This is a genomic window from Photorhabdus sp. RM322S (assembly GCF_042879395.1).
In the GTDB taxonomy this organism is placed as follows: Bacteria; Pseudomonadota; Gammaproteobacteria; order Enterobacterales; family Enterobacteriaceae; genus Photorhabdus; species Photorhabdus khanii.
This window is the reverse complement of record NZ_JBHFKW010000002.1, coordinates 146,756-164,455: the sequence shown is the minus strand read 5'-3', so window position 1 is coordinate 164,455 and position 17,700 is coordinate 146,756. Positions and strand designations below refer to the sequence as shown.

The window sequence follows — 17,700 nt, the reverse complement described above, 5'->3', positions numbered from 1 at the left end:
TAGGTAAAAAGCGGATTAATATAGTATTACAATAAAAGATACTTGTTGTACTATTAAATTCGTTATCTTTAATTATTACTATGTCATTATGCAGTCATAATTTTAGGATGTTAGCAATAGAATAGACTAATATATAAGGTGATAAAAATGGAAAAGAAAAATAATATATCTAATTCAGAACTTAGTTCAGAAAATAATAATAACAAGGCAGATCTCTCAGCAGATGATTTAAAAAAACGCTTTAAAGCAGGTAGCATTCCATTACAAATTGATTATGAACACTTAATTGATATTGCTGATATTGGTCGCAAAGCAACCGGGCAAGCACCGAAACAGAATGGACCAGGAGCAGGATTGAAACTGGATGATAATGGTACACTTAATTTAAAAATAGGCACTATCACCAATAAAGACTTTTCTCCCTTAATGTTAAAAGAGGATATTTTGTCTGTAGACCTTGGTAGTGGTCTGATTAATGAGAACAATGGGATATGTGTTGGTCAAGGCCATGGCATTGTTGTAAATACAGATAATGTGGCTGTTAAAGCTGCCAACGGTATTACCGTTGGTGAAAAAGGGGTGGAGGTTAAGGCTAAGAATAATGGCAGTATTTCCGTTGACTCAGATGGCATAGCTGTTAAGTGTTGGAAAGGGGGTGGGATTGTAGTAACTGATAATACGGGTCTTTATTTAAAATTGGAGGGAGGAGATGGAAGTAACGCTTGGAGTGGTGTAAGTGGTTTGAGTTTGAGTGAGAGTGGTGTAAAAGTTAAAGCTGGTAATGGTATTAAGGTTGATGGTGATGGTGTAAAAGTTAAAGCTGGTAATGGTATTAAGGTTGATGATAAAGGTGTCAGTATTGATCCTGACAAAGTACTCCCCAGAGGAATGATTGTGATGTTTTCTGGCAATAGTGCCCCTACAGGTTGGGCATTTTGTGATGGAGGAACTTATAATGGAATTACAGTGCCAGATTTAAGAAGTCGTTTTATAATGTGTGGTGAAACTATTTCTGAGACAGGGCAAAGTAGTAGTAAAGCCAGTAGTAATGGCAATGGAAAAAATTTTTCCAGAAATACAACATCAACTACAGTTTCAGTAAATGTTACTGTGCAAAACAAGACATTAACAGAATCACAAATACCAAAACATAAGCATATCGGGGGCCTTCCCTATATTGAAACTCTGGGATTTGCATACGATCATACGAATATAGGATCAACAAAATACCAAATAAATAATACCGCCTCCTCTTCCCTATGGCACCCAGAAGCACATGGAGATGATCATCATCCATATACTTCAGAAGTGGGTGGTGGGCAAGGACATGATCATGAGGCAACAGCATCATCCCCTTCACATACTCACAGTGTTGATGTAGTTCCGCCTTATTATATTCTTGCTTTTATTATGAAACTTTAGTTCCATTCAACACAGACAAACTTGAATCATCTATTATTCTCTAATTATAAAGGACATATTAATATGATTTCAGAGCCAAATCTGTTGCGTCGAATTACCATTACTATTGAGGCTAATAATCAACAGGAAGCTAAAAAAATATTTCATGGCTCTCTACTGAATCAAGTCAATATATATAATTTATTCGATTTATACTTTAATGAATATACTATTAACAGAAATATATATTTAGAAACATTATCCCTAAATCTTGGTGAAATCGAGTTGCATGATTTCAATTCAGTGTTTCCGATTCGGCTTAACGCTGCTCTAAGTAAAGCATTGGATCAATATCAGACGAATAATAAGGTGAAAATTCTTACAGAAGATCCAATAATACCCGAAAGTACTTGTAAGCCCTCTTTATTACATAGTAGTTCTTTGTCCAATATCGAGGAATTTATTCAGTATTTATATCAAAAAAGTTCTCAGTTAAATCCTGAAAAGGGAATGGAGAATAATAGAAATATTGATATTAATGTCTATATATTAATTAAACAATTAATGAAAATAGGGAAAAAATTAACATTATTACTGGCAAAAAGCTGTCTATCTGAACACAGCTTGCAGCGGCTTTTATCAATCAATCAATCTGCTTTATTAACCGCTATTAATCGCAAGTTATCAGAGGATACTGATATATTTCAGCATCAAGGAAAGGCGGTTTATTCCTGGCAACTGGTATTGAATGCATTGGGATATATACATCGGCATGATATGCAGGAAATACCTAAACCAGATGTGAAAGTGATATTATATATCACGGCTGAACTTGAAAGCAGCATACTTGATGTTGTGTCTATTATTACGTTATTTCGCCAGAATATAGCAACTGAGAATGCCTTATTAAATGAATGGTTGAAGCCACTTTGGCAAATAGAATTGATTCCACAACTTTGTAAAAAACACCTCTCTGTTCAGGAATGTGAAAATTTAGTTAATCGTTTTGGTTGTGAAAACCAGAGTTTTAGAGAACAAGCTCTACGGAAAATAACCGAAGTTGATCCATTATTAACTGAATTATTACAGGCACTGGAGACAAAGCCTCGGCAACATCTACCACTATTAAATCAGCATCAATGTTCATTAATAGCCACAGCGATTCAAAAAGGAGAGGTCAAAGCTCAAAATATTCTCCAGCTATTTCAACATCCAGCGTTATATAACAGAGCAGGTACAATTTGGTTAGTACCGCTATGGCAATTAGTTCCTGTTTCACAGGTATGTAAGAAACATCTTTCTGCTAAAGAATACCAAGATCTTTCGCAACGTTTTATTCTAAATGATGCAGATAAAAAATTAATTACCGAGGATCGACAAGCATTATTGACATTGGATAACCTAAGCATTACAGGTAATCACTGTAACCAACCACGAATTATCAATAGATCACACGTTGACCGGGTTTTATTGACTAAACAAATTTTTCCGTGTCAGGTCAATAATGCTGGAATATTGGTTTTATGGCCGATGTTACCTGCGTTATTTAATCAGCTTGGTTTGCTTGATGCACAGAAATTTATCCACCGTCAGGCTCAGTTCAATGCTGTGGGTTTCCTTGATTACCTGATTTGGGGAAACGAAGAAGTACAAACAGAACAAAAGATCTTGAATAATATCCTGTGTGGGTTAATGGCTGACGAATTTATTGAATTAGCGCCTCTTGAACCAGAAAAACAGTTAATAATAGAACAATGGCTGGATGCTGTTATCAGTCAATTTCCTACTTGGAAAAAATTAAGCCGTAATGATGCGCGCCAACTGTTTTTACAACGACCGGGTGAATTGTTGATAGATGATCAGGAAATAAAAATCAAAGTACAGCATCAACCATTTGATTTATTATTAACCGACTGGCCGTGGCCATTAAATATGGCAAAACTTCCCTGGCTAAAGTGCCCTTTACAGATTGACTGGCAAAATATTTAAAAGGTTTATATGAACTCTTTACTTAAAAAGAATCACTGTATGGTGGCTGAATTATGCTGGATTTATCCCCATCTGGAACGTATTGATTTGTGGTTACAGCATTACTATTATCAAAACAGAGATAAATACGATTCCTTACCAGAGAGTTTTTTACTCACCGAAGATGAAATAAAACAACGTCTGGTGACACCATTAGGTATTCCTCATTGGATAATTAAAGAGGATGATATTGTTAACCTGGCTGAAATCGAAGAAAACCCATCTTTTGATATATTATCCTTATTGGTTGAACGTTTTGAACTCACTGAATTTGAGCGTGATGCTTTATTATTAGGTTTATTACCCCATTTCGACAACCGTTATCATGCGTTATTTGCTGCTTTGCATGGTAACAGTAAGAAACAGTGGCCGAGTTTTGCTTTAGCGATTGAATTATTTAGTGAACGTCAAAGTGATCGGCAATTACTGCAAAACAGCTTCTTACCGCAAACACCGTTAATTCGTAACCACTTATTACGGCTCAGTAACTATGAGGAACCTATTTGGCTACAAACGCAGTTTTTAACTCACAGCGCTGTCTGGCATTTTCTATCAGGACAGAGGGTTATTCTACCACCATTGATAACTTGTGCTTACTGGAATACTCCGGCTTCACAAACTTGGTATCCATCAGCTCTTTATTATTCACTTGAAAAGATATTATTGAATGAAACGCATGAAATACGTCCGCTGGTAATATTAAAAGGAAAAGAGGGGAGTGACAGAGAATTAGCCGTGAGTCATATTATGGCATTTCATGGTATCAGTACTTTAACCCTTAATTTAGCCTGCCTCCCAGACGAAGAGAACTTAACTGCAATATCTAACTTACTAATAGATGCAATACGGGAAGCCCGGTTACACGATGCCTGTTTATTAATTCGCAATTTTTCTTTACTGGCAGAGGAAAAGAAAATATTGAATAGCGAGTTATCTGCTTTACTGAATCAGCCAAAATTACGTGTAGTGTGTTTGATAGAGCCGCGAGACTCATTAGTGTGGATTAAACATTTGCCTATGGTGCAAATCGATATGCCGATAACAACACTGATAGAGAAAAAAATCATGCTGGAAAAAAGCTTACCAAGTCATGCCGCAGATGAAATTAATATTACTCAATTATGTCAGCGTTTTTCATTTACAGCGGAAACCTTGCCGTTAATCCTTAAAGAAGCTTGTCAATACCAAATACTTCGACAATCGGAAGGCCAATTGGAAGAAATCGATCTGCGTCAGGCATTAAGTTTCCGTGCTCAACAGAACTTAGGTAAATTAGCGCAGCGGATAACGCCAAAACGCAGTTTTAATGACTTAGTGGTTTCTGATGAATTAATTCAACAATTGAAAGAAATTATTGCCGCTATTAATTATCGTGATCAAATATTAGGTGCGGGTTTTCAGGAGAAAATAAGCTATGGTACAGGTATTAGTGCTTTATTTTATGGTGAATCAGGGACGGGTAAAACGATGGCCGCAGAGATTATTGCCGGGCATTTGGGGGTTGATCTGATTAAGGTCGATCTTTCTACGGTGGTGAATAAATATATTGGTGAAACTGAAAAAAATATTTCCCGCATTTTCGATCTGGCCGAAGCGGATTCTGGTGTTCTGTTTTTTGATGAAGCCGATGCCTTATTTGGCAAACGCAGTGAAACCAAAGATGCCCAGGACAGACATGCTAATATTGAGGTTTCTTATCTGTTACAACGGCTGGAGGATTATCCGGGATTAGTTATTTTAGCCACCAATAATCGTAGCCATCTGGATAGCGCGTTTAATCGCCGTTTTAGCTTTATTACCCATTTTACTTATCCTGATGAAGAGCTACGTAAAAAAATGTGGCGGGCAATTTGGCCTGAACAATTGAGATTATCGGATGAGATTAATTTTGAACATTTGGCTAAACGTGCCGATATAACCGGCGCTAATATCAGGAATATTGCTTTATTATCATCAATGTTGGCAGTAAATGATAATAATGAACAAATTGAAAATAAATATATCGAGCGAGCAATTATACTTGAATTGAATAAAATTGGGCGATTGGTTTTTTAAATATTTGTTAATTTTGGAGTCGATATGGAAAATATCATTGATCCTGATAATGCTATTGTGGAAGTTAATAATGCATTAAAAGATATTCTATTTCAGTATTTAACGAATATTGATATTCGTTTTGATCTGCCAGAAATGGATTTAATTCCATCGAAGCCGACAATAAGTGTATTTCTTTATGATATACATGAAGATTTACAATTACGTTCTGCTGAACCAAGGCGTTATAACCCTGCAACTAATTTATTATTACCAGGATGGGTAAATATTAATTATAATTATTTAATTACCTACTGGCATTCGAGTAAACCATCAAGTGATGGTTGTAGTCCAGATAGTCAGCCCGATAATCAGGCTGCAAAAATAATGACTGGTGTTTTGAACGCGTTGATTAATAATCGTCAATTATCTAAAATTCCCGGCGCATATACCAGAGTGATCCCACCGCAGGAAAATTTAAATAGCTTGGGTAACTTTTGGCAGGCTCTCGGTAACCGTCCACGCTTGTCTTTATTGTATTCAGTTACAGCACCTGTAAAACTTCAAGATGTTATAAATATGGTAGAACCGGTTAGAGAGATTTCCCATTCTGTGGTTCAAAAATCAAATTTGATTAGCACGCAAATAAATCAAGCTTTGTCGGAAAAATTATGCGTTGATTTAGGTGGTACAGAAGATGTACGTTTTGCTCTTGCTAAAGTGAATCTGAAAACTGAATTTACCACAGAGGGTAATGAAAATCGGGAAAATGAGAAAATTATTCTTAAGGTTTCTGGTATTACTTATTCGGATTATTTATCTAAAATAAAAAATATTATTTTAGCATGGAAAAATAGTCAAGATGCCGTAGTTAGTGTAAATGGTATAGGTATCTTTATTGCTAAAGAAAATTCTGATAAGTTAATTGGAATCTAAAATTATGGTTTAACTATCTCACCCATTTATCTTGCAATATTCTTCACTATCTGATTTGTCAGAAAGTGTTTGATTTATTTTGGATAATAAAAAAAAGATAGATAATATGGTTCAAAAAGAAAACAAAGGTATAAATATAGCGGTATTATAGAAAGATATTTAGATTAAATGCATTATTCAGGATAATGAGAAAATCATTAAGAGTTATTATTTATTTAAATGTTTGAAATTGAATTGTTAAATCGATTTGATGATAATTTTAAATGTAACAAGTTCAGCTATTATAGAGGATTTATAAATGTTCAAAAATGATGTTTATGAAAAAACAGTTAAATCTGGCAAAGGTAAAACTTCAGATGGAATGCTATTGGATGCATTATATCTGGATATCCCTAATGCTAGAGCCGTCATGTCTGCTTATAAGAAAAAGACGCCTAATTTACCTGACTTTGAGGGCCAATGGAACGAAAACGTACGCTAAGAAGATAATTCATTGTTTGTACTGAAATTTAATGACCTCAGTTCTCCCTTCAGAATATCCTCCGGTAGCGTTTATGACCGGCATTACCCGTTCCGTGCTTTTCAACCGGAGCGGTCTGCTAACAAAAAGGACATTTTACTTCGACGGTTGCCATGATAATTCTCCAGAAAAATGCTAGTTATTGAACATTATCAACCTATTGAATAAATTGGAAAAAAATTTACTCCGGCAGCCAGCTCATGCCAAAGATAATGTCGCTGCAAGGGTTTTATTGAAGGTGTAACCAACAAAGCATTTTAAATGCTACTATTAAATGAGGGATCAAACATCTGAGTCACTAACTGTGAATTGAATTAGTTTATACCTGTGCTCATTGAAACTGCTTGATTTTCGCCCAAATGAGGTTCAGGGTATCCGTCATGAAAATATTCATTACCGATGAACAAAAAGCCGAACTTGAACACCTCCATCACACCTGCCGTGATAAGAGAGAGTGTGATCGCATCAAAGCGGTTCTCCTGGCCTCTGAGGGCTGGAGTTCTGTCATGATCGCTCAGGCCCTGCGCCTGCATGAAACGACCGTTAATCGTCATATCAGCGATTACCTTAATCACCGTAAAATCAAGCCCGAAAATGGCGGCTCTCAGAGCCATCTCAGCGAAACACAGACGCAGGAACTTATCGCCTATCTGACCGCGGATCTTCTGCCTACCACACAGGCGGTTATCCGCCTTGTCAAAGAAGCGTGGGATATCCGTTACACCGTTCCCGGCATGAATAAATGGCTGCACCACAAGGGATTCAGTTATAAAAAGCCGACCGGCGTGCCACACAAGTTCAACGCGGAACAGCAGCGGGCCTTTATAGAAACCTACGGGAAACTCAAGCAGGAAGCCGGAAACCATGAGCCCATCCTGTTCATTGATGGCGTCCATCCCACGCAGGGGACGAAACTGGCTTATGGCTGGATGCGTAAAGGTCAGAAAACCGCGGTGAAAACCACGGGAAGCCGTACCCGTCTGAACCTGATGGGGGCCCTTAATCTGGCTGATATTAGTAAAACGGTAGTACGCGAGTATGACCGTATCGACAGTTATCACATCGCCGAGTTTTTCATTGCCATCCGTGAGACCTATCCGGTCAGTCAGAAGGTTCATATTATCCTTGACGGAGCCGGTTACCACCGAAGCAGGCTGGTGAAAGACTGGGCTTATGTGATGAATATTGAGCTTCATTACCTGCCACCGTACAGCCCGAATCTGAACCCGATAGAAAGGCTGTGGAAGGTGATGAATGAACAAGTCAGGAATAACCATTATTTCGCCTCGACGACCTTGTTCAAGCAGGCAATACATCGCTTTTTTACGGAAATATTACCGGAACTGGCCGGGAACCTGTCGTGCCGTATTAATGACAACTTCCAGGTTATGAATCCTGCATCTTCAAGTTAAGCGGGTATATATTTAATAAACCATTACTACGGGGTATTTATGACATATTCATTTGAAAAAAAACCAATGAATTCCAAAAAGAAAGAGCCAGATGACAATAATTTTGAGCATGAAGGCATTCTGGACGCTATAAAAAATGAAAGTTTATATGAAAGACTTCAGCGTATCGGAAAATCACATAGCAGAGAGTTTTATGGTGAAATAAAGCATGACACAAATTTCAATAATATTGAAAAAACAAGGAATGAAAGCATGTTTTCGGTGAGGTTAATTAGAAATCCTGACAGTGTTATCAGTACAGTTAATAAATTGGCTATGAAGTTAAGCGAAGTTATTTCTGTTGCAAAGAAAAATGGTAATGCAGGTGAGGAGCTTATTAAGTTTCTTGAAAAAGACACAGGGAGTGATGGTCAGTACGGAAGAATATACGGGGAAATAGATGGAATCCTTCAAAGTAAGGCATCAACCCCTTTAAATTTCATCCAAAAAATGCTGTTAATTAAATCTTTTGGAGCCTTTTTAATCGATTTTGTTTCAAAAAAACCCGAAAGATATTCGGCGTTACTGCTTGGCAAAAGTGCTGAAAACCTTTCATCTGCGATATCGGAATACAGACCTGACGACTTGTTTAATGTGAGAGGGCGCTCTGGGATTAAATCTGCCGAATACAGGGAGGATAGCGGAATACTTGATAAAACAACTTTTAATGGGATGAGTGATAATGATAAGAACCTCCTGATAATTCCTGGGTTAACGAAAAAACGCCCCTTATTCAGAACATTCACTAACGAAAAAATAAACGATCAAAAAGTTCTATCCAAATTTGTTAACAGAACGTTTAATGCTGATAACCCATTGATAGCATCAATTTCTGGGAGTACATCTTGTATTATGGTTTCTTCATATATTTTAGAGCAAACGATGAGCCAAAATGATAAGTTTAATCTAGCTAAATCTGCGGTTGCTTTTCTTGTCGGGGGGGGCTATCACTCTGCAACCGAGATATTAGATGTTGCATATCCCGGCTTATCATTTGATCAGCTAAGTAAAGGGAATTGAGAGGTCTGATGCTGAGTAGAACGAAAACTCACGCTAAGAGGTTATGGTATCGCAATCCTGTTTAAAAAAACGTTGCGCGTAGGCAAGGAAAGGCTTGAATCGTTATGCTTCGCTCAGTATTTTATAGACCGTAGAACGAGCAATACTGAGCTGACGGGCAATTTCCGTTGCGCCAGTGCCTTTCTGATGAAGCGTCGGCACGACGTTTCTGTCCACGGTACGCCTGCGGCCAAATCGGATGCCTTTCAGCTTCGCTTCCTGTCTGCCCTCATTCGTGCGCTCCAGTATTCTCTGCCGTTCAGCCTGTGCCACAGCCGACAGGATGGTAACCACCTATTACTGGTAAGGTGGAAAGTGCGGGCAATAATTTTTCATCGACATTATCTCGATATAAGAGATCACAAGAATCACCAATATAAATATACCCGTTATCTTTCAAGTTGCCTCTTTGTTGGCTGCACTCGCTCACCCCGGTCACATAGTTCGCTATGCGCCCGGGGATTCGCTCCCTTGCCGTCTCGATGCATCTTGAAATCTATAGGGTATATACAATCAGTAGTGTTAGGAGACGCATCTGTAATGGTTGTATAAAGAAATATGGTAGGTGTGTCTATTTTTTCTGAACTATATATGGTGTGTTATTTATGCATGAGGATTATGTGAGTCACTTCATCGTAAAAGATTTGATCACGCCTCAGGCATTGAGTTTCCTTCTTATTTATTAATTTTTTTATGTTAAGGCCAGATTAATTCGATAAGAGCAATTTTACAGCAGACCTAATAAGAGTTAATTTTCCTTCACCGTTTCAATTATCCAATCTTTGAAAAAACTGACCTTGGTAAACTGTTCTGCTGGTTTTAGGAGTGAACGAGATACCAGCCCAGAAACGATATCATCTTTATTACTTGTTTTAACCATCAATGGCCCTCCTGAGTCCCCACCGCCGACACCTCCATTTTGATTACCAGAACAAATATTTATTGCCGGATCGTAATTTGTATCAGGGTATCCCGGAGGAACTTCGATACATTTCTTATCATCAAGGATATATTCATCGGTTTTCATTAATATATTCGGTGTTGATACACTTTCTGTTTTTCCAAAACCAATAACCGTTAATTCTGTATCAACTGGCAGATCAATAGTTTCATCTATTCCATTGAGTTTTGCAAAAGCATCACTGTTTGCATCTCGGTTGAGCTTAATGAGCGCTATGTCATATTGCCCCCGTTTTCGTGCAAACCATTTTGGATGAATAATAATTTTTTCAATATCAACTTTATCCTTATAAATTGGTGTAGGTTTATACCTTTCTAATCCTACATAGATTGTGGATTTTATATTATCATCTTCAACGCAGTGAGCTGCTGTTAAAACCCAACGTTTATTGATTAATACCGAGCCACAACGGTGCCCTTCAATGTTTCCATTTTTTGTGTTAAGTGCTGAATAAAATGGAAATTCACCCGGTTCCGCAGGTTGACCATTTATTATATCTAATTCTCTGGCGCTGTTTGCCATTAATGAGAATGAGAGCGTGCCGATAAAAACTAGAGTAAAAAGCAATTTTTCTTTCATAATATAATCCTTGTATAATACGATGGCAGAGATAAAATTCCATTGTATACTATATCAATATGGTCTGGCAGAATAACAACTATATGTATATTTATACCTCATTTATAATTAATGGATTTTTCTTATTTGAAATCAAGGAAAATAAACACTTATTATTAAGTAACTTGGTTTTTACAATACGGATAAGTTTTTTTTAACATGAATTCAATTGGGGGATTATATTAGGTAAGGGTAGGGGATTTTTATCTAGTGCTGTTTCGGAAAAATGGATAACAAGAGGATTGGGATAATGTTTTACTGCCAGAGTCAATATTCCGATGACCGAGAGATAAAACTCAGCAGAAAAGTCATTGGATTATTCATGTGTTGATTCGGCCTCTTATGTAAGAGAGGCTGAATTAATATCACTTTATTGAGTGGGTGTTTATAACACCAGATTAAGGATGATCACCCCACACAAGCCAATTACCCAGACAATAGTGGTTGACATTGACCAGACAATCATCTGTTGTTTGACATCTTTAATTCCTATCATTCGGTTAACCACCCAGAATAGGCTGTCATTAAAGTAACTGAAGAATAGCGAACCCATAGCTGCCGCTTGTGCGGCAACCAGCATATTGATCCCCGGAATCTGACTAATAATTGGGGCAGAAATAGAAGCGGCAGTAATCATTGCTACGGTGGCCGAGCCTTGAATTAAGCGAACCAGTGTTGCGATAATAAATGGGATCAACACCGGTATCAGAGGCAAGTTCGCTATGTGCTGTGCCAAAATAGTACCGGTTCCACTTTCGCGCAATACCGCCCCTAATGCACCGCCAGCTCCCGTCACCAGCAAAATAATGCCGGCAGCCTGTAAACCTTCTTCCAGACGATCCATGACTTCATGTTTACTGGCTTTTGGCATCAGGGTATAAACTGCCAGTAATACACTTATTGCCAGGGCAATAACTGGCTCACCAAGGAAATCAAAAGCCTGAAAATATAAGTTGTTTTCCTGCCCGAAGAAAGTTTCGGTGCTCAGTAACAGCCCGTTAATGGCTTTAATGAAGATCAATGTAATAGGAACGATAATCGGCATCAGAGAGAGAAATAGACCGGGCAGGGGTTTATTTACTTTTTCTTCCATATAGCGCTGCTGGATTTCTTTCAGGTCCTCAGTTGCGGCTGTTTCGTCAATTGGCTGAAATTCTGGATATTTTACGGCTAACCATTTGGCATAAAACACGATGCCGATAACACAAGGAACGGCCAAAACCATACCGGCCAGCATCATGGTGCCGATATCTACGCCAAAGATAGCTGCAACACCCAGTGGTCCCGGTGTTGGCGGGACGGCACTGTGGGTAACAATCAATCCACCGGCCAATGCGACGCCAAGCGTCAGCAGATTGCGTTTGCCTTTTTTAGCCAGAGCCTTAGCCAGTGGATAGAGGATAACGAAAGCAGAGTCGACAAAAATCGGAATGCTGACGATATAACCGGTAATCGCTAATGCCCACTCTTCGCGTTTTTTACCTAACCATTTGATAAAGCTGTAGGCTATCTGTTCAGCCGCGCCGGAAACTTCCAGCACTCGTCCCATCATGACACCCAAACCGATAACAATACCAATACTGCCCAGTGTAGAGCCGAAGCCTTTAGTCATGATATCGATGGTATTCGCTGCGGTTAAACCACCCGAGATCCCGGCGATCACCGCTGCAATCAGCATTGCCAGCAAAGCATGAACACGGGTACGCAGTACCAGAAAGATTAGGGTAAATACGGCTATACCCAAACCAATGACCGGAATGTAGCGTTCCATAATTAGCCTCCCTTCTGGGGCGGGTTATTGGCGATAAAAGCCCGGATTGCATCATGGAAAGTGCCATCTGCATGGAAACCCAATGACAGCCCATGGCTGATATCAAAGTTACCCGGCCAACTGGCGACAATGCGGTTAATGTTTTCATCCGGTTCGAAGCGGATCAGATCCACGGTTTTTTGCCCGGCAATTTCTGCCAGTGCGTCAATCATACCCTGAACAGTGACACTGATACCGGGTAAATTGACTGTGCGGGAAAGGCCAAATTTCTCCGCCGGAATTTGAGTGGCATGAATAAAGTTGCGGATCACCGTTTCAGGGCTGGAAATCCATAAGGTGAGATCGCGGGAAACCGGGCAGATGCTGCTTTCTCCATGCAAAGGTTCACGGATAATGCCACTGGCAAAAGAGGATGCGGCTTTGTTTGGTTTTCCGGGGCGAACACTGATTGTCGGCAGGCGGAGTACCCGGCCATCCACATACCCTTTGCGGGAATAGTCGTTAATCAGCAATTCACACATGGCTTTCTGTGTGCCATAGGATGATTGAGGATTAACCGCACTCTGTTCGGTGATAGTCGCCGGTAATTCTCCACCAAATACCGCAAGGGAACTGGTGAAAATCAACTTCAATTTTGGATTTTTGGCCCGTGCGATTGCCAATAAATTTCGGGTAACATCAAAGTTAACTTGCAAACCCAGATCGAAATCATTTTCAGCATGGCTACTGACAATGGCGGCTAAATGAAATAATACGGTACTGTTTTCATCAATCAGCTTTTCCGCCGCATTTGCCTGAGTTAAATCCAGTGCCAGACACTGGACGCGAGGATCATTGACCGGTGAAATAGGGCGTTGAATATCGGTCAGTATTAGCTGATCAAAATTTAACTCATGGTTGTCTTCTAGCAAAGCACGGGCGAGTTGCTGGCCCAGAAAACCTGCGCCACCAGTGATTATCACTTTCATGTGACTCTCCTGTTTAACCAGTATATTGATAGAGATTGTCCGATATTCATGTACATAACGATAAATAAAGTCTCTGCGCTCTGATGGGAGCATATTTTCTCTTGGTTATTTCTGTGCTTTGATCAACCAACCCAGACCGTCTTCAGTGTGGCCGGCGGGGTGATATTCGCAACCCAGCCACCCTTGATAACCCATTTCATCCAGTTTATTAAACAGCCACGGGTAGTTTACCTCGCCGCTATCGGGTTCATGACGTTCCGGCACAGAGGCAATTTGGATGTGGCTGAATTTTCCCCATAGTCGCTCAATGGTGCGCAGTAAATCCCCTTCCATAATCTGGCAGTGGTATAGATCCAACTGGATAAAAACGTTTGGACGATCAATTTCTTTGAGCAATACTTCGGCCTGGCGTTGAGTTGTCAGAAAATAACCCGGCATATCACGGGTATTAATCGGTTCAATTAATATATTGATATTATGTTCTGCCATGACATTTGCGGAATGTTGAATATTTCTGATATAACACTCACGCTGTTGTTCCGGTGTAAACTGTTTATTCAGCTTTCCTGCCATAGCATGAATTTGCTTGCAATCCAGCGCTAACGCGTATTTCAGGGCAATTTGTACACCTTCCGCAAATTCTTTTTCACGTCCGGGAATAGAGGCTGTTCCTCTTTCGTCTGCCGCCCAGTTTCCGGCTGGCATGTTGAATAAAACCTGTGTTAATTGATGCTGTTTTAACAGGGCAGCAAGATCTTCTGCCGCTGCTTCGTAAGGAAATAGATATTCAATACCTTTAAATCCGGCTTTGGCTGCGCGGGCAAAACGTTCTGTAAAAGGCACGTCTTGGAACATCATGCTCAAGTTTGCCGCAAATTTAGCCATGATGAATTCCTTGTTGGTTTACTCAGTTGTTTGGGTAACGCGTTTCAAGTTCCTGTACTTGTTCTTCATTTAGCGTAGTGAAACCGTGTGGTAATAATGTCAAATAGAGCCGTGCGGTATCTTCCAATTCTTTTATCTCCTGGTGGTAGATATTTCACCAGCGGCAGTTTACCAACCCGCATGACATAGTAAGGTGTTATCGGTGGCAGACAATTACTGCTGTTAAGTCGCCAAAACTGGCGTTGGTCGGCGTAATGATGATCGGGCTATTTGCCAACTTAGCGCTTGTTCATACATGAAATATCTCTTGTGCACGCAGGAAGAAATCCGTATCGCCGAAGTTACCTGATTTTAATGCCAACCAATAATTGTGTTGTAAATCGTGTACCCAGGGTACGCCAGGGGCAATAGGTGCACCGATACTGAATTGTCGGATGTTCAGACTTTGTACTATTTTACCGGCAGTTTCGCCGCCTGCGATAATAAATGTATTGAACCCTTGTTGATGCAGGCTTTTTACAACGTCGGAGAATGTGTTTTCTATTGCTTCACTGGCAATGGTTGCACCATATTGTTGTTGGATTTTCTGCAATATTTCCGGGGGTTGAGTCGTGTATAACATTGGCGCTAAGCCGTTTTCAGATTGTTGAATTATCCAGGTTACCAGTTGTTTGGCATACTGTGGATCATTGATGCATGAACCGATATTCAGGGCTTTGGCAGGAGCCAGTTTTTGGTATTGAGCAACTTGGTGGTTAGTCATAGCGGAGCAACTGCCGGAAAAGATGACGGTGCGCCTATTCTGGGCTGGTGGTGTTGCGCCTTCCGGCTGGCGTGGTATCAATGGTTTTCCGGTATCTATGCTGGCAAGTGCAGCACCAAGACCGGAACCACCGGTGACTAATTTCAGTTCTAAGGCTGCTCTGGCAGTAGGTAGCAGGTCATTCATGGTCATGGCATCTATTACCGCGTAACGTATGCCTTGTTGTTGTAAATGATGTAGCCGATCGCGGATTGCCTGTTCCCCCTGATGAATACATATCAGATCCACCAAATCTGCTTTTCCCTGGGCTTGTTGTTCTATCAGGCGTATCAGATTGGCATCTGTCATGGGGGTTATGGGATGGTGCTGCATACCACTTTCGTTAAGTAGTTGACCGTTGACAAACAGATGTCCATGAATAACTGTTCGACCGTTGATAGGGAGGGCTGGGGAGATTAGCGTGATGTCTGCTTTTAATGCGTCCATCAGAGCATCGGTTACCGGCCCGATATTGCCTTTGTTGGTGGAGTCAAAAGTTGAGCAGTATTTGAAGAGTATTTGCTGACAGCCTGCCTTCTGGTGTAACCAGCGACAGGATTTCAGCGCGCTGTTTATTGCCTCATCTACCGGGCAGGAGCGGCTTTTCAGGCTGATAACAATCGCATCAATATCTTGTGAAATAACGGTATTTTCATCAGGTGTATCCAGCAACTGAATAACTCGCCAGCCGCTTTGCACCATAAAACCTGCGATATCGGTTGCGCCGGTAAAGTCATCAGCAATAACGCCCAATTTAATGGTCATTATTTTCTCTCCGGCAAAGTGATGCCTTTAAATATTTTGATAACCGCGCTGTCATCCCATTGACCCAAACTTTCGTTACTGGCGGTGAGGAACATTTGGTGTGCAGCGGCTTTAGGGTTCATGATGGTTCCCTGGTGTTGCTGTTTTTATGATTATTTCACACGCTATTTCACAAATATACGACTGTTATCACATTCGAGCATCCTATGCGTGAAGTTGATTTTTCTTATAATTATTTGATTTGTAAAGTTTATGTTGGATTGTTGTGAAGTGTTAACTTTCACATAAAGGTGTGATGAAAGATATGGCTAGATACATTTAAGATCGGGTAAGCGAATTTCGCTTAGTGCTTTGTTTGGATATCCAGGAATAACAACTTGTTTTTTATGGTGGTGGGGGAAGGATTCGAACCTTCGAAGTCTGTGACGGCAGATTTACAGTCTGCTCCCTTTGGCCGCTCGGGAACCCCACCAGATTTTGAAAAGTATCATTGTTGCTTACAGCGGGCGGAATCATATCAAATGAACCGCCGCTGTAAAGTCTATATTTGAAAATAAGTTACCGCATGCTGTTTTTTTGCTCCGAGCGAGTCAGTTGTGAGCAATAAGCAAGGGATTTTATGCGGCTAAAGAATGACTGTACGGTTTCCATAAACAAAAACCCGTTGAGCAAGAACCCAATATAAAGCGTGGCTCAGTACATTTTTTTCAACATCCCGGCCTGCTCTCATCATATCTTCAGCTGTGTATGTATGGTCTATGTTAATGACATTCTGGGTAATAATTGGACCTTCATCCAGATTATCATTCACGTAGTGGGCTGTCGCTCCTATGATTTTTACGCCTCTTTCATATGCCTGATGATAAGGGCGCGCCCCGATAAATGCAGGTAAGAAAGAGTGGTGAATATTAATAATCTGATTTGGGTAATGCCGGACAAATTCCGGTGTCAGGACACGCATGTATTTGGCAAGTACCACGTAATCAGGTTGGTACTGGTCGATCTGGGCAATCAGTTTTTCATCGTGTTGCTCACGGGTTAAACCTTCATGGCTGATTAAATGGAAAGGAATACCAAATTGTTCAACTAATGATTGTAATGTTGCGTGGTTGCCGATAACCGCAGCGATTTCAACATCAAGCCCATCGTAAGCGCTTTTCATGAGTAAATCCCCAAGGCAATGCGCTTCTTTTGTCACCATAATAACAATACGCCGCCGACCCGCAGTGTTTAATTCCCGCTGAGAACCCACCGGCAGCGCGTCGTCTAAGTCAGCCAGAAATGTTTCATCGTTGAAAATTCCTTCAAGCTCAGTACGCATGAAAAAGCGGCCGGTATGATGATCGACGAATTCATTATTTTGAACGATATTCAGTTGGTGCTTGTAGCAGATGTTAGTAATTTTGGCGATTAATCCTTTTGCATCAGGGCAAATAGTGCGCAAAATTTTCTTTTGTACATGTTGGTGTTGCATGAATGGGATGATCCTTAAATCTTTTTC

Annotated in this window: 13 protein-coding genes, 1 tRNA gene and 3 pseudogenes; 7 read left to right on the top strand and 10 right to left on the bottom strand. The window is 40.1% G+C overall.

Translation table 11 applies throughout. The annotated features are described in order from the left end of the window. The first annotated feature begins 147 nt into the window (after window positions 1-147). The 7 genes from ACGF63_RS01900 (at window position 148) to ACGF63_RS01870 (ending at window position 9,390) form a co-directional block, all read left to right on the top strand. Complete coding sequence (locus ACGF63_RS01900; protein WP_152961920.1) at window positions 148-1,422, top strand: tail fiber protein; 1,275 nt, start codon at window positions 148-150, stop codon at window positions 1,420-1,422. A gap of 63 nt (window positions 1,423-1,485) precedes the next feature. Then, entirely contained in the window at window positions 1,486-3,390 is a 1,905-nt protein-coding gene (locus tag ACGF63_RS01895; RefSeq protein WP_152961922.1) for a contractile injection system tape measure protein, read from the top strand. A gap of 9 nt (window positions 3,391-3,399) precedes the next feature. Then, entirely contained in the window at window positions 3,400-5,484 is a 2,085-nt protein-coding gene (locus tag ACGF63_RS01890) for an ATP-binding protein (protein ID WP_387628490.1), read from the top strand. Between the two features lie 24 nt (window positions 5,485-5,508). Continuing rightward, window positions 5,509-6,399 carry a DUF4255 domain-containing protein gene (locus ACGF63_RS01885; protein ID WP_132351491.1) on the top strand — a complete coding sequence of 297 codons (891 nt, stop codon included), beginning with the start codon at window positions 5,509-5,511 and terminating at the stop codon, window positions 6,397-6,399. A 298-nt stretch (window positions 6,400-6,697) separates the two neighbouring features. Next, complete coding sequence (locus ACGF63_RS01880; RefSeq protein WP_387628488.1) at window positions 6,698-6,880, top strand: hypothetical protein; 183 nt, start codon at window positions 6,698-6,700, stop codon at window positions 6,878-6,880. A 419-nt stretch (window positions 6,881-7,299) separates the two neighbouring features. Beyond that, complete coding sequence (locus ACGF63_RS01875; RefSeq protein ID WP_387628486.1) at window positions 7,300-8,331, top strand: IS630 family transposase; 1,032 nt, start codon at window positions 7,300-7,302, stop codon at window positions 8,329-8,331. Window positions 8,332-8,370: 39 nt separating this feature from the next. Then, the gene (locus tag ACGF63_RS01870) at window positions 8,371-9,390 is read left to right on the top strand and encodes a hypothetical protein (protein WP_387628483.1); all 1,020 of its coding nucleotides are present in this window, start codon (window positions 8,371-8,373) and stop codon (window positions 9,388-9,390) included. A gap of 102 nt (window positions 9,391-9,492) precedes the next feature. Here ACGF63_RS01870 and ACGF63_RS01865 read toward each other — a convergent pair. From ACGF63_RS01865 to purU, 10 genes and pseudogenes are all read right to left on the bottom strand, one after another. Then, window positions 9,493-9,723: pseudogene (locus tag ACGF63_RS01865) on the bottom strand (helix-turn-helix domain-containing protein); the annotation flags it as partial. 454 nt (window positions 9,724-10,177) lie between these two features. Next, window positions 10,178-10,969, bottom strand: coding sequence for a trypsin-like serine protease (locus ACGF63_RS01860; protein ID WP_051477386.1), 792 nt, complete (start codon window positions 10,967-10,969; stop codon window positions 10,178-10,180). Between the two features lie 424 nt (window positions 10,970-11,393). Continuing rightward, window positions 11,394-12,779, bottom strand: coding sequence for a GntP family permease (locus ACGF63_RS01855; protein WP_036846839.1), 1,386 nt, complete (start codon window positions 12,777-12,779; stop codon window positions 11,394-11,396). 2 nt (window positions 12,780-12,781) lie between these two features. Continuing rightward, window positions 12,782-13,747 carry a D-erythronate dehydrogenase gene (denD, locus tag ACGF63_RS01850; RefSeq protein WP_387628479.1) on the bottom strand — a complete coding sequence of 322 codons (966 nt, stop codon included), beginning with the start codon at window positions 13,745-13,747 and terminating at the stop codon, window positions 12,782-12,784. A gap of 105 nt (window positions 13,748-13,852) precedes the next feature. Next, window positions 13,853-14,632, bottom strand: coding sequence for a 2-oxo-tetronate isomerase (gene otnI, locus ACGF63_RS01845; RefSeq protein WP_070974755.1), 780 nt, complete (start codon window positions 14,630-14,632; stop codon window positions 13,853-13,855). A 22-nt stretch (window positions 14,633-14,654) separates the two neighbouring features. Beyond that, a pseudogene (locus tag ACGF63_RS01840) lies at window positions 14,655-14,859 on the bottom strand (aldolase); the annotation flags it as partial. Between the two features lie 62 nt (window positions 14,860-14,921). After that, window positions 14,922-16,199, bottom strand: coding sequence for a 3-oxo-tetronate kinase (gene otnK, locus ACGF63_RS01835; RefSeq protein ID WP_387628474.1), 1,278 nt, complete (start codon window positions 16,197-16,199; stop codon window positions 14,922-14,924). After that, window positions 16,199-16,309, bottom strand: a pseudogene (locus ACGF63_RS01830) (oxidoreductase); the annotation flags it as partial. The pseudogene ACGF63_RS01830 and the gene otnK, both read right to left, overlap by 1 nt. A gap of 277 nt (window positions 16,310-16,586) precedes the next feature. Beyond that, window positions 16,587-16,671: transfer RNA gene (locus tag ACGF63_RS01825), tRNA-Tyr, on the bottom strand. A 153-nt stretch (window positions 16,672-16,824) separates the two neighbouring features. Further along, entirely contained in the window at window positions 16,825-17,673 is an 849-nt protein-coding gene (gene purU / locus ACGF63_RS01820) for a formyltetrahydrofolate deformylase (RefSeq protein WP_152961932.1), read from the bottom strand. Window positions 17,674-17,700 lie beyond the last annotated feature (27 nt).

Bases quoted from the DNA above. Each gene is read 5' to 3' on its own strand.
- purU (WP_152961932.1), bottom strand. From the start codon at position 17,673: ATGCAACACCAACATGTACAAAAGAAAATTTTGCGCACTATTTGCCCT.
- ACGF63_RS01880 (WP_387628488.1), top strand. From the start codon at position 6,698: ATGTTCAAAAATGATGTTTATGAAAAAACAGTTAAATCTGGCAAAGGT.
- ACGF63_RS01895 (WP_152961922.1), top strand. From the start codon at position 1,486: ATGATTTCAGAGCCAAATCTGTTGCGTCGAATTACCATTACTATTGAG.
- otnK (WP_387628474.1), bottom strand. From the start codon at position 16,199: ATGACCATTAAATTGGGCGTTATTGCTGATGACTTTACCGGCGCAACC.
- ACGF63_RS01870 (WP_387628483.1), top strand. From the start codon at position 8,371: ATGACATATTCATTTGAAAAAAAACCAATGAATTCCAAAAAGAAAGAG.
- ACGF63_RS01860 (WP_051477386.1), bottom strand. From the start codon at position 10,969: ATGAAAGAAAAATTGCTTTTTACTCTAGTTTTTATCGGCACGCTCTCA.
- ACGF63_RS01855 (WP_036846839.1), bottom strand. From the start codon at position 12,779: ATGGAACGCTACATTCCGGTCATTGGTTTGGGTATAGCCGTATTTACC.
- denD (WP_387628479.1), bottom strand. From the start codon at position 13,747: ATGAAAGTGATAATCACTGGTGGCGCAGGTTTTCTGGGCCAGCAACTC.
- ACGF63_RS01900 (WP_152961920.1), top strand. From the start codon at position 148: ATGGAAAAGAAAAATAATATATCTAATTCAGAACTTAGTTCAGAAAAT.
- otnI (WP_070974755.1), bottom strand. From the start codon at position 14,632: ATGGCTAAATTTGCGGCAAACTTGAGCATGATGTTCCAAGACGTGCCT.
- ACGF63_RS01890 (WP_387628490.1), top strand. From the start codon at position 3,400: ATGAACTCTTTACTTAAAAAGAATCACTGTATGGTGGCTGAATTATGC.
- ACGF63_RS01875 (WP_387628486.1), top strand. From the start codon at position 7,300: ATGAAAATATTCATTACCGATGAACAAAAAGCCGAACTTGAACACCTC.
- ACGF63_RS01885 (WP_132351491.1), top strand. From the start codon at position 5,509: ATGGAAAATATCATTGATCCTGATAATGCTATTGTGGAAGTTAATAAT.